We start from the raw sequence: 12,746 nt of genomic DNA on the forward strand, positions 1-12,746 counted from the left end.
CACCAGCTGGGAAGGTGTGCCACGGGTGTGGTACTAATGGGGTTAAGTGACACGGGGTGCCGCCATGCGGCTGAGATAAAACCCGTCGAACCTGATCCAGTTCGTACTGGCGAAGGGAATGTCCTGGATACCTCGATGCGCCGCATCCTTCCCGGGGTCCCGTTCGCCTTGACACATCCTCAAGGAGTTCGACCACCATGACTGCACCAGCAGCAACCGCACCAGCAACCACCGCCCTCCCGCTGAAAGACCAGACGGTGCTTGTCACCGGTGGGGCCCGCGGGCTCGGGGCGGCGATCAGCACAGCCTTCCTTGAAGCAGGGGCGAACGTCGTCGTCAACTACAAGTCATCGGGGCAGGCGGCGGCCGAGCTCGTCGCCAAATACCCCCAACGTGCCCTGGCAGTGCAGGCCGACGTCCGCGACTCCGGAGCCTTGGCTCACCTTGTAGTAGCCGCCGGAGCCCACTTCAAACGCCCGATCACCACCTTGGTGAACAACGCGCTGGTGGACTTTTCCTTCAACGGCGACGCACGGTCCAAGGCCGATTCGATTTCCGCCGAAGAGCTCTCCGCCCAGTTCGCCGGGTCGGTGCTGGCACCTGTGGCGGCCATCCAGGCGGTGCTTCCCGGCATGCGCGAGGCAGGATTCGGACGCATCGTGAACATCGGGACCAACCTCTTCCAGAATCCTGTGGTGCCCTACCACGACTACACCGCCACCAAGGCGGCACTGTTGTCCCTGACCCGCACCTTCGCCGACGACCTTGGCCAGGACGGCATCAACGTCAACATGGTCTCCGGCGGACTGCTGCGCACCACCGATGCTTCAGCGGCCACCCCGGAAGAGGTCTTCGACCTGATCGCCGCCGGCACCCCGCTGCGCCGCGTCACCACCCCTGCCGAACTGGCAGACGCCGTGCTCTTCTTCGCCTCGCCGCTCTCGCGCGGCGTGACCGGGCAGAACCTGATCGTCGACGGCGGATTGGTCAAGGGATGAGCCAGCGCAAGAGGCAGGCTCATTTCAACCTCTTCCTCTACGGCGCCGGCCACCACCAGGCGGCCTGGCGTGCACCGGACTCCGGCGCCGAACGCCTGCAGGAGCTGGACTACTACATCGAACTGGCTCGGCTGTGCGAGCGCGGACTGCTCGACGCGGTGTTCTTCGCCGACGGGCAGGCGGTCAACCCGCAGGCGGCGGCCGCCGGCCCCACCTGGTTCTTCGAGCCGCTGACTCTGCTCACGGCCTTGAGCCAGCACACCAAACACCTCGGCCTGGTCTGTACCGTGTCTTCGAGTTTCTACACCCCGTTCCACGCGGCGCGGCTCTTGGCCAGCCTGGACAGGATCTCCGGCGGTCGCGTTGGGGTCAACGTCGTCACCAGCATGTGGGACACCGAGGCGCAGAACCATGGCATGGACAAGCTGGGCGACCACGCGACCCGCTACGGCAGGGCCGAAGAATTCATCACCGTGCTCAAGGCGCTGTGGGACACCTTCCCCGCCTCGGCGGTCAAGGCGGACAGGTCTGGCCAGTTCACCGATCCCGGCCAGCTGCGCACCATCGACCATGTGGGGGAGCACTTCAAGGTCCGAGGCCCGCTGAACCTGCCCTCGGGTCCGCAGGGGTCACCGGTGCTGTTCCAGGCGGGGGCCTCGGAGCAGGGCCGCAATCTGGCGGCCGAACATGCGGAAGCCATCTACGCCGTGGCGGCGGACGAGCAGATGGCCAAGGACTACTCGCAGGATGTGCGCCGCCGCGTGGCAGCGGCCGGGCGGGATCCTCAGGGCCTGGCGATCATGCCAGGACTGGTAACCTACGTGGGCAGAACCCTGGAAGAGGCTAAGGCCAAGCAGCGTGCGCTGAACGATCTACTGCCCATCGAGCAGTCGCTTGATCAGCTGGCTCTGTTCGTCCAGCAGGACACCAAGGCCTGGGATCTGGACGCACCGGTGCCGCCGCTGCCTCCGGCCGAAGAGTTCACCGGACCTGCCGGACGTTATGCGACGATCCTGCGGCTGATCGAAATCCACCGGCCGACGGTGCGCGAGCTACTCGGGCTGCTGGCTGCCGGCGGAGGGCACTGCACCATGATCGGGACCCCAGAATCGATTGCCGATGAGATCGAGAGCTGGTTGGATTCGGGGGCCGCCGACGGCTTCAACCTGATGCCGCCGTCGCTGCCCGGGGCGCTGGAAGACTTCATCGAGCTGGTAATTCCCGAATTGCAGCGACGCGGGCGCTACCGCACCGAATACGAGCACCGCACCCTAAGGGAAAACCTTGGGCTGCCGGAGTTGCAAGCTCAGCGGGAGCAGGTCTCGCTCGCCGGACACCGGTCCTAGCCGGGCGCTGAACCAAGCTCCCCGAAAGCTTGGCCATCGTAGTTTTCGGGGAGCCAGTCTGATGCGCAGGAACTCTCAAGCCCGGGGAAAGAACTCAATGAGACCTTCGAGCAGTTTGACGTTCCACCATGCCCAGTCGTGGCCCCCTGAAATCTCTTGAAATTCGACCTGGCCGCGGACTGGGGAACCTGCGATGTCTTTGAGCACGCTCTGGCAGGAGTTGAAGATCTCTGTTTCATAGCATCCGGCCTGCACGAGCATGCGCACCGCCGGATCAAGGCCTACTAGCTGTTTGCGCAGGTCGGTGTGCCACAAGGATGGAGACTGGGCCAAAGCCAGACCGAAGAGCTTTGGATGCTCCAATACCGTCAATACCGACGCAAGACCGCCATAGGACGCACCCGTGATGAGGGTCCGCGCAGGATCGGTGCTGACGGGGAGGAAGCGCTGCGCCCACGGCAGGAACTGCTGAGCAAGAGAGCGGGTGGTGCCCGATGCCAGGGGCAGTTCCTCGCCCCTGATCTGCGTTGTTGTACTGTCGATAAACACCGCGTGCAGCGGCGCTAATGCGCCACGAGAAATTGCAGCATCCAAGGTGCCGCGGATATTGAGGTAGTTCGCCCAGGTGGCACCGTCGTGAACGAAGACCAACGGCGTATCCTCGGCAGGGGTCGGCGGTTGATAGACCCAGAGGTTGCGCAGCCGCTGGCAGTTTTCATCCCATAGTTCATGCCGGGTCATGCGCGGGTGCTGCGCGGAATCTACTATGGAACCGCCGCCGGTGCCGCCAATGGACGGCCCCGGTGTGGCACGATCAACGGTGGCTTCGGCAAGAAAGTCGCTGGCCGGGGCCTTCGGCCCGCGAACCAGCGACACCGGAGCCCCGCTCATCGATGCACCTACCAGCGGGTTCAACGGATCCACACCACCCGCATCAGCCGCAAGCCGAATGGCCCGCCGCTCGGATTCTCGTCGCCAGGGGGCCGGTGTAGCGCCGCGGTGTACGGTGATGCGGTAGGAGGCGATCCAGTCGACAGGCACCCGCAGCGTGATTGACCAGATTCCGGGCGCCGGCTGCTCGAATTCACATGCCTCTAGATCTTCGTGATCGACCAGCGCATTGGCAGACAAGACAACGTTGCTGGCGGGTTCTGCTCCCGGGGTTTCCATCCAGAGGAAGGTGGCGAATACTTGCCCGTCGCCGGCATCGGTGAAGAGCGGATAGTCCAGCTCTCGCTCCCGAAGCTGGGCGGCAAGGCCAAGAAGCTGTTCGCGGCTGGAAGTTAACGTGAGGTGGTCGTAGACGCGCGGTGTGGCGGCGCCGCTGCCGCGCGGTTGGGGTCTGAAGCTTCTAGTGGTGGGAGTGTTCATGATGCATCTCGCGTTCGTGTCCCTGTCGTTCAAAGAGCATTTCTCCGCTGACCCGGTCGTGGTCGCTGTCCTTGGCGTAGGCCAGTTCGTCGAGATCGCGATGCCAATAGCCGATAATCAGTCGGTTGCCCTTGGGAATGCCTATCCCGGCGGCCCAGGAGCGGGCAAAGCGCACTACCTCGGATTCGGCCGATACCCAGAGCTGTATCTGTTCGACGTCGGTGGGCAGTTCCAGATTTTGCATCGCGGTTTTCAGCAGCTGGGTGGTCCCCGCAGGTTTTCCCGCGCGCAGCAGCCAGGTGATCTGCACTCCGTCGGGCTTTTCTAGATCGTGGATTTCCTCATGGTCTGCAACCTCGATGAAGACCTGGCCCTCTTGAACTTCGGGCATCTGTTCAAGGGTGTCGCTGATGGCGGGCAAGGCAGTCTCATCGCCGAAGAGCAGGGCATATCCACCGGGTTTCAGCACGCGTCCGCCTCCGCCCAGTGCGCCCAGAATCGACCCTGGTTGGGCACGTTCTACCCAGGCACTGGCCAGACCCTCGTCACCATGGCGTACAAAGTCGATGGCCATCGCTCCGGCTGATTCATTGAGCCAGCGGACCGTATAGGTGCGCACCCGCGAACGCTGGTCGCCGGTAAATGCCCACCTGCCTCGTTCATCAACTCCCGGGTGGTCCAAGGGTTGTCCCGGCTTCGGGAAATACAATTTGATATTAGGGACGCAGGGTGGATGCGCGGCGTACTGCGCCACGCCGGGGCCGTCGAAAACTACCCTTCGCATTCTCGTCGTATAGTCCTGGATCTGTGCGACCCGAAGTTCCTTGGCGGGCATGCTGAATGTTCCTCTCCTACTGATGGTGCGGGGTCATTAGGTTCTTACGCGGTGACGGGTGAGCAGCCACAACAGGTAAAGTCCACCTGCCAGCGATGTGGCCAATCCGATGGGCACCTGTGCCTGAAGCGGCAGATGCTGGGTGAGAACATCGCAGGTCACCAGCAACAATGCACCGGTCATCGCCGCGGGAATGATCGGAACTGATCGATTGCCAATCAGTTGACGGATAATCTGGCCGGAGGCCAGGGCTACGAAGGCAATGGGCCCAGCGGCCGCGGTGGCTGCCGCCGTGAGGCAGACTGACGCGAATATGACGATTCGCCGAACTGTTTCGGCGCCGACTCCGAGGGCGCTGGCCGTGTCATCGCCCATTTCCAGCAGCGTCAGACTTCTCGAATGGATGACCAACATCGGTATGAGCACCAGCAAGGAGATTCCCACCAGCAGTGCGTCTGCCCAGCTGCGCCCGCCGAGCGATCCGGAAAGCCACAGGTTTGCTTGGGCCGCCAGATCTGCGTCGCCCTTGGAGAGCAACAGCGTGTTCACCGCCCCCAGCATTGCTCCAACACCGATGCCGATGATGACCAAGCGCTGGCCTCCGGTCGTCCGACGCGAAAAAGATAGGAGGTAAACAACGGCTGCAGTGAGCAAGCTGCTGATCATCGCCGCCACCCCTGTAGCCCAGGCCCCTGCGTTGAACAGGACAATCTGGGCCACGGCACCCGTGGCTGCACCAGTGGTAAATCCGATGATGTCGGGGCTGCCCAGAGGGTTGCGCGAAATAGATTGAAAACACGCGCCTGCAGCTCCGAGGGCCGCGCCAACGCCCAGGGCGGTGAGTACTCGTGGGGCGCGAATTTTCTGGATGACCAATAGGTCCTTGGCTTCTGCCTGCCCAAAGAGTGCAGCCAGCACTTCGCGGGGGCTCATCGAGATTGTTCCGGTGCCCAGCGCCACGACACAGGTCATGACAAGCAAAGCCGCGATGGTCGAAAGAATGACGCTCCGGCGCAGGGAGCTGTTGATAGCGGGGGTAGTCATCGGCCTGCCTTGAGCTTTTTCCGGGCGAGCATGATGAACAGCGGGGCACCAATGAGCGCGCTCATGGCCCCAGCTCCGATTTCTGCTGGTGCTGAAACTACTCGTCCAAGAATGTCTGCCACCAATAGGACTGCCGCGCCGAGCATCATCGACAGCGGAAGAAAGCGGGCATGGCTCGGCCCCACCATCAGTCGTGAGGCATGCGGCGCTGCAAGCCCGATGAAGCTGATCGGTCCTGCGGCAGCGGTGGCCGCGCCTGTCAGCAGCATGATGGCGATAGATGAAACAAACCAGATTTTTCCTGAATTGATGCCCAGGGCACGAGCACTGTCATCGCCAAGGGCAAGCGCGTCCAGGGAACGGGTCAGGGACAGGGCGATCAGTGCTCCGACGGCGACTACTGCAGTGGTCACCGGCAGCACATCATAGCCTCGGCCCTGTAGGGAACCGGTAGTCCATGCGGCGAATCTCGCGTGAACATCTGAGCTTCCGCCAATGATGAGAATCTGGGTGGCGGCCATGAGCATGACTGAAAGACCAGCACCCGCCAGCACAAGCCGTATAACGTCGTTCCCAGCACTCTGTCGCGCGCCCATGAGATAGACGATGATGCTGGCTGCCGCAGCGCCGCAAAAGGCATAGAGCATATAGCCCGACGGTTGAACAACACCAAAGGTGATGGCAATGGAGACGGCGAAGGCGGCTCCGGCATTGACGCCCAGCAACCCCGGCTCAGCCAATGGATTGCGCGTCTGGGACTGCATCAAGGCTCCGGCCAAACCAAGCCCCGCTCCAACTACCAAGGCCAAGAGGGTGCGCGGTATGCGCAACTCGTGGACCAATAGATGGTTGTTGTTCGATTCATCGAACACGGTAATTGCCTGCCACGATTCAGCAAGGGCAATGCCCTTGCTGCCGACGGCGCAGGAAATAAGGACTAGGAGCGTAGTTGCAGCGGCCGCCGCCAGCCAGAGCTGGACGCGTGGCTGGGGGCGTGCCGTTGTTGTTTTTTGCAGCACGTTTACTTCGTTGAATTCAGGCCCGGGAAAACAGACTCGAAGTAGTCGAGAATGTCATTAGAGGAGTAGTAATCCAAGCGGAAGGAATTAGCCAGAGGGAAGACATTCTTATTTTTCACCGATGGAATGTTGGCCAGCGTTGTATCAGCGGTGAACGCGTCTGCCGTCTGGTCGGTGGCCGAAATCAGGAATGTCGCATCACCTGTGGCCGATTCGGAGAGACCCTCATAGGACGTGAACGCAAAATCTTCGCGCTTCTGCGTGGAGGTGTCGAATTCCGCTGGTGGGTCAACAACCGTGAATCCGAGAGCCGAAATCAGCCGTGAATGCGGTCCACTGGTTTTACCTACGGGAGAGTCCTTCCCCTTGTTGTAGGAGACGATCGATGCGGTGGTTCCTTCAGGGATGTTCAGCTTGTCCTTGACCGTCTTTGATCTCTGATCGAACTCCTCGGCGATATTCTCGGCGTTGGCCTCCAGACCGGTTGCTTCGCCTAGCTGCGTCGCCAATTCTTTCCAGTCTTTTCCGCCGTAATTCACCACGAGCGTCGGAGCGATGTCATTGAGTCGATCGACATGGTCGAGTTCCGAGTCGGCACCGGATGTTGAGACGATGATGAGATCAGGGTCTTGAGCCAAGACCGATTCCAAATTGAAGTTGCCAACTTGGTAGATAGGTTCGACCTTGCGCTCGGTGGCTACGTCAGACCATTGACTGAAGAACCCGTTCTCGTCGGTTTCTGGACCAACTGCACCGGTTGAGCTTGCAACTACGGGCGCATCGATGGCCAGGAGCGTGCCGGTAGTGGAGACCGTGGTCGAGACGATCTTCTTCGGTTGCGCTGGGATTTCCACCTGCTGCCCCTGATCATCGGTCACCGTGCGCGGCCATTGCCCCGCATCAGCCGCAGGCTTGTTCTCGTCGGCAGAAGACTCGGGCGCGGTGCTGGAGCATGCCCCGAGTGTTAGGGCAAGTGCCGCGGTGGCGGATGCAGAAGCGAGTTTAAACAGCGTAGTTCGCACTTGGTAATTCTCCCCGTCGGGCTGCTGATCTCATGGCAGCCGTGAATTAAAGATGACAGGGACTGAGCCTAGTGTGGTTAGTTTAGGCTCACCTACCTTCTGAAAATTGCATCAAGGGGCGAATTGTCCTAGATAATCGGGGATCTTGAAGACTTCCAAGGTCCGTCATTGAATTAAATGATGTCGTTAAGTGATCCATAAATGTCCGATTCGGTATCTAAATGGATCTTCCGAGGTTGGTATCCGTAGATTTTCATGAATGCTCGGGAAAAATTGCTGCTCTCCGAGAATCCGAGTTGAGTCGCGGTGAAATTCACGCTGAAACCTGCAGCCAGCAGAGATTGGGCGTGTTGGAATCTGTGTCTTTGGCGCCATTGCTGAAGTCTTAGTCCTGTTTCTTCTGGCCAGCGTCGTTGAAGCTGTCTCAGACTGATTCCGTGGGATTTACTGACCTCATCCGCGCTCAGGTTCCCGGGTAAATCTGACATGAGTGCTGAAGCGATGCGCCGTAGAAGCGGAGATGTGGGGAAACGCAAGCCAGGGTAATTGGGAATTTTTTCTAGCAGGGAGAGAGTATCGAGTGGATCAAAATACAGCGGTCTTAGTGCAGTGATATGCGCGATGGAACGGCGCAGAAGGGCAGAGGTATGAGTTGCAGGAAGCTGACAAGGCAAGAGGTCTAACGCGTCGGAAGGGAGTACGCCGCCGGGCAATGGCAGAGGGAACAGCAAGGATCCCTGCTCTATTTCCAGTCGCACGGAATGGCCGTTGGGGATAAGCATCAGTTGTCCCGCCTGCAGGCGCTGAGTTCTTTCAGCAATGCTTGGAGCAACATGAGCCGCGACATGAACGACTGCCCTCCCGCGCATGGCCCAAAGGACTACGTCGTTTCTGAGAAGATTCATCCACCGAGTGCTCAACGCTGGCACAGGCCGGACAAGGGCTGGACTAGCAGACGACAATGAACCGCAGGCTTCCCTGAACTTGCTAAAACTCATTCCTGATTCAGCAATAAATGCTCGTCCAATTGTGCGTTCAGAAACACCGTACCGTGCTGCAAAGTCTGCTAGACGCAGCGTTGACTGCGGGTCTGACATCAGGCTAATCGCCGTGCCCCGCCCGGCAGGATGGCGTGGAATTTTCATTTGACCAGCTCTGGCGTTTCTTGCCGACAGCGCTGCGAACCGAGCCAGCAATTGAAACACTTGATCGGTCGCGACCTGTCCGGCATGCAGAGGGGAGAGCGACAGCAACATGAGGTGGAACATCCACTGTCGATGCGAACTTGGTACTGCGATAATCCGTCGTTCAACGCCGAGTGTGTGCTCCGCACGTTGTGGAATCAAGATTGAAATGCCCAAAGACTTTTCATCATGTTCAACCATGTGTGCCAAGCGTGTGGGGATCCACAGTGCCCGCCCCGCTGGCAAGTGAACTACCTCGTCTTCGAAGTGAATATTGATTTCACCGACGCTGGCGTAAACAACGATGTTGTAGGTGAGGTTGCATTTCCAGTCGACCCTGACAAGTCCTGAACCTGGAAGTTCGGCGGACAACTGATCACTGTCCCGCGCAGCGCAGGGCGGCGGAAGGGTAGCTCACCTTAGAATCCAGCAGATCCTTGGTGAAATCTGCGACATCTTGATTTACCGCTGAGTTGGGGCCGACCAATGGCATGTGATCAAGATTCTCATATTCGGCATAAGCTATCTGCTCATTGGCGCTACAGCTTTTCTCAAAGAACTGGCGCTGCATGGACGGCAGAACAAGAGAGTCGGCAGCACCTTGAGCAATAAATACTGGCACCTTGGTCGGTATCACCGCCGAGTTTTCTTCAAGTTTTGTACCGACGGAGCCATTGAGCATCTGAGAGTTGAAGATCGGTTCAAAAAGCTGGCTGGCCTGTGCCATGACTGTCAACGTGTCCGTTCCAAAGAAGCAACTCTTGGAAATCAGCTCAGACGCAGAAGCCGATGCTCCGCTGATACCTTGTTCAATCTGAAGCTCTGGGTAGAGCTGGTTCCAACTTGTGGCGATATAGCTGCTGATGACCTTGCCAGCCGGAGAATTTGCTACCGATGCTGCGAGCTGCTTGAGGTCAGTGGCTGGGGCCATCGCGGCAACGCCGAGCACTTGCAGCTCAGGTGCGTAGGTGGGTGCTTCCTTGGCGCTGGCAAGGGCAGCATGGCCGCCTTGGGAATGACCCCACAGGACAGTTCGCGAATCAAATGAAACGCCGTTGGCTTTTAGTTCCTCAATCTGTCCAGCTGCGCGCGTGGCGTCGAGAACTGCATGAGCCTCGCTCTTGGGGACCAGATACGGATGAGGGCCTGCTGTTCCCAAACCGATATAGTCGGTGGCGACAACTGCCCATCCGGAATCCAGCATTTGTGTGCGTGCCACACTTGGACCATCGTCGTATGGAGTCTGGCTCTCCGAAAGCGCACATCGGGACGCTACTCCCTTAGTGCCGTTCGCCCAAGATATGACGGGAAGCTTGCCGTTCACATCGCTAGGAATCGTGACAATGCCTGAGGCGACGGACGGGTCTCCCGACTCATCCGTTGTCGTATATAAAATACGCCAAGCATGGGAGTCTGGTAGATTCCCTCCCTCAAGCGGTTCAACACGGATTAACTGTCCGGGTTGCGATGGAACGGATGCCGGAGGCAGGTAAAAGTCATCGCTGACCACACGTTGACTTTGACCATGCATCCAAGCTGTTGCTGCTCCCAACCCCAAAACGGCCACCAGGCCGATGAGCGTCAACGTCGTGAGCGCCGCGCTCGCCGGACGTTGCATCCGCTGGGCAAATCGAGGAGACGAACCGATCGACTGACCTAGGACATGCAGTCCCTTGATGACAAGCCATGCCCCGAAGGCGACGCCGAGCACCCATAGTGAAAGCTTGGGCCAGAAAAGTACAAGTACTGCACCGAAAATCCCAGTCGTGGCACTCAGCAGCCCGCGAATTGCCGGGCGTTGCTCGCCGGTGAGCACATCGATGAATCTCAAAATTCCGCCCACAAGGAGCGCAATAGAAACCGCGAGCGCCAGGACCGGCAGTGTGATACCGCGCCAGAACGGGGCGATAATTCCCACACAAAACAGCAACCCGCCGGCGACTAGTGCTGACGCCCTGTGACCGGTTGAATCTTGAGCCTCCAACATGCGCAGTAGCCCGGCTAATATGAGCCCCGCGCTCAGGAGCCAAATGATCAATGTACTGACAACGGATGAGTTGAAGATCAACAGCCCGCCCAGAACAATCAGTGAAAGTCCGACGAGAGGACGGAGAATCTGAATGGTTTTTTCCGATGTCGGCATGGAGTGCTTTCGGCGCAATTTAGAGGTCAGGTGCCTATCTAGCGTAGCAACCGGTCCTCGCGCAGGGTCCAGTAGGAAGAGATGTGTCGCTGGCCCTTATGGATCCTCCACTCATCGCAGACGTGCCCAATGGCCTTGATGGTCGAACGCTCGGCATGGGCAACCACGGTGGTGTTCGTCGCCGGCGCTTGCAGTGTCTGGAATGCTGAAAGCAGGACGTTGCTGCGGCCAGCGGGGACCCCGTCCCTGGCGACCCAGCGTAAATCAACGTTTTCCGGATGTTTCACGTCAAACATTGCCTGCTGATCGGCGATCTCTAGCAGGGCAATGCCGCGCGCATGTTCGGGCAGGGCCTCCAGGATCTTGCTGATGGCGGGAATTCCCGCCTCGTCTGCCGCCAAAATGTAGTCGTCAGCAATGAGCTTGAATGAGGACTTGCTGCGTGCCGGAGAGATCACCAGCGCAGCCCCGGGTTCAACGGTCCCAGCCCAATGGCCTACCGTTCCAGGTTCCCCGTGGACGACAAAGTCGATGGCCAGTTCGTCGGTCAACGTATCAACCCAACGAATCGTGTAGGACTTGGAGCGGGGCATGAGCTCTCTCGGCAGGCGCTGGCGCAGCGCACGCAGGTCGTAGGGAGGTGCCAGACCCAGCGCTGGATCGGCGACAAAAACCTTCACATACTCATCCAGTGCCCCATTGGAGCGGTAGCCGCCGAGATTCGGCGCCGAAGCGATGATGCGTACCATCTGCTCGCTCAGCCGCTGCACCCGGGTCACCGTCAGGACGTGCTGATCCGTTTTGACCTTGGGCATGGGGACATAGCCGATGGGCGGGTTGTATCTGGCCAGCGGCTCCTCATAGGTTTGCGCATAGGAAGCCGGTTGTACCGGTTGATCAATGGGCATCGGGGTCTGTTGGGTCTCGATGGGCGCCTGCATTGGAGCCGGACTGAATGAAGTGCGAAGTGTCTTGGCGAGCACCTTGCGCGCCGAGGCAAGGGCCGCCGCGGCGCCCGCGCGCTCTGCGGCAGCGAGCAGCTCGTCGATTTCGCCCTGTCCCAGTGCAGCCCCCGCGCCGATGTTGCGATAGAGGTGCTCCTTGGCGGTTGCGTAGCCTGCCTTGGCTCCGGCCTTTTCTGCATGGGCCAGCACTTCCAAAGCAATTCCGTCCCGCGGTGCGGCCACATAGGAGGATTCGTACCGGCGGTACTTGTGATGCTTTGACATGATTCCCCCTGGTAAATAACGCACGCTGTGCTCCTAGCCTGAGTATGCGTTATTGACCCCGCGCACACAAGGAAAATGAGCGCCCATGACATTCGTCTTACGAAGAGGTTGAGACCCCTTTTCGACTACCGATTGCATGATAGATTCGCGGCCGGCACGGGCTAAACTACTCGCATGTCTGATACCTTGCCACCGTGCCCTAAATGCTCCAGCGAATACACCTATGAGATGGATGCGCTGCTGGTTTGCCCCGAGTGCGGGCATGAATGGAACGCCGAAGCTGATGATGCACAGACGGCAGAAGCCGTTATCAAGGACGCGGTGGGCAATGTTCTGCAGGACGGCGACACCGTCAGCATCACCAAGACCATGAAGGTCAAGGGCGCGCAGAGCGCGCTGAAGGCGGGAACCAAGGTTCGCAATATCCGCCTAGTGCCGGATAACGGCGACCACGATATCGCTGCCAAGGTCGACGGATTCGGCCAGATGGAATTGAAGTCCTCGATCGTGAAGAAGATCTAGCGTTCACTCGCGTTTAATACCAGCGGCCCGCCT

General features: G+C 59.5%; 11 protein-coding genes and 1 riboswitch. Of the genes, 3 read left to right on the top strand and 8 right to left on the bottom strand.

The genetic code is table 11. From position 1 onward, the window contains the following. The first annotated feature begins 42 nt into the window (after window positions 1-42). Window positions 43-136: riboswitch (TPP riboswitch) on the top strand. A 61-nt stretch (window positions 137-197) separates the two neighbouring features. Beyond that, a complete protein-coding gene (locus RUH64_RS13890; RefSeq protein ID WP_313814160.1) occupies window positions 198-998 on the top strand; it encodes a 3-oxoacyl-ACP reductase in 801 nt (266 codons plus the stop codon). Further along, window positions 995-2,344, top strand: a complete 1,350-nt coding sequence (locus RUH64_RS13895) for an LLM class flavin-dependent oxidoreductase (RefSeq protein WP_313814161.1) — start codon at window positions 995-997, stop codon at window positions 2,342-2,344. Before RUH64_RS13890 ends, RUH64_RS13895 begins: the two co-directional genes overlap by 4 nt. Window positions 2,345-2,419: 75 nt before the next feature. Here the strand turns inward: RUH64_RS13895 and RUH64_RS13900 are convergent, their stop codons facing one another. The 8 genes from RUH64_RS13900 to RUH64_RS13935 all read right to left on the bottom strand — a co-directional run bounded on the left by RUH64_RS13900 (window position 2,420) and on the right by RUH64_RS13935 (window position 12,191). After that, window positions 2,420-3,715: an enterochelin esterase domain-containing protein gene (locus RUH64_RS13900; protein ID WP_313814162.1), complete on the bottom strand. Its 1,296-nt coding sequence runs from the start codon at window positions 3,713-3,715 to the stop codon at window positions 2,420-2,422. Continuing rightward, window positions 3,696-4,550, bottom strand: coding sequence for a siderophore-interacting protein (locus RUH64_RS13905; protein WP_313814163.1), 855 nt, complete (start codon window positions 4,548-4,550; stop codon window positions 3,696-3,698). The genes RUH64_RS13900 and RUH64_RS13905 overlap by 20 nt, the downstream gene beginning before the upstream one ends. Before the next feature lie 36 nt (window positions 4,551-4,586). Next, complete coding sequence (locus tag RUH64_RS13910) at window positions 4,587-5,594, bottom strand: iron chelate uptake ABC transporter family permease subunit (protein WP_313814164.1); 1,008 nt, start codon at window positions 5,592-5,594, stop codon at window positions 4,587-4,589. Continuing rightward, entirely contained in the window at window positions 5,591-6,613 is a 1,023-nt protein-coding gene (locus RUH64_RS13915; RefSeq protein WP_313814166.1) for an iron ABC transporter permease, read from the bottom strand. Before RUH64_RS13915 ends, RUH64_RS13910 begins: the two co-directional genes overlap by 4 nt. Before the next feature lie 2 nt (window positions 6,614-6,615). Then, complete coding sequence (gene fepB, locus RUH64_RS13920) at window positions 6,616-7,635, bottom strand: Fe2+-enterobactin ABC transporter substrate-binding protein (protein WP_313814168.1); 1,020 nt, start codon at window positions 7,633-7,635, stop codon at window positions 6,616-6,618. Window positions 7,636-7,808: 173 nt separating this feature from the next. Then, entirely contained in the window at window positions 7,809-9,191 is a 1,383-nt protein-coding gene (locus tag RUH64_RS13925; RefSeq protein ID WP_313814170.1) for an AraC family transcriptional regulator, read from the bottom strand. 4 nt (window positions 9,192-9,195) lie between these two features. Next, window positions 9,196-10,962 (bottom strand): alpha/beta fold hydrolase, encoded by a 1,767-nt coding sequence (locus RUH64_RS13930; protein ID WP_313814172.1) that lies wholly within the window; start codon window positions 10,960-10,962, stop codon window positions 9,196-9,198. 38 nt (window positions 10,963-11,000) lie between these two features. Next, window positions 11,001-12,191 carry a siderophore-interacting protein gene (locus RUH64_RS13935; RefSeq protein WP_313814173.1) on the bottom strand — a complete coding sequence of 397 codons (1,191 nt, stop codon included), beginning with the start codon at window positions 12,189-12,191 and terminating at the stop codon, window positions 11,001-11,003. Window positions 12,192-12,365: 174 nt separating this feature from the next. On the opposite strand from RUH64_RS13935, the gene RUH64_RS13940 reads away from it, so the two are divergent. Then, on the top strand, window positions 12,366-12,713 hold the full coding sequence (locus tag RUH64_RS13940) for a zinc ribbon domain-containing protein YjdM (RefSeq protein WP_313814175.1): 348 nt from the start codon (window positions 12,366-12,368) through the stop codon (window positions 12,711-12,713). The last annotated feature ends 33 nt before the right edge of the window (window positions 12,714-12,746 follow it).

Origin of the sequence: Glutamicibacter sp. (genome assembly GCF_032154645.1) — a bacterium.
In the GTDB taxonomy this organism is placed as follows: Bacteria; Actinomycetota; Actinomycetes; order Actinomycetales; family Micrococcaceae; genus Glutamicibacter.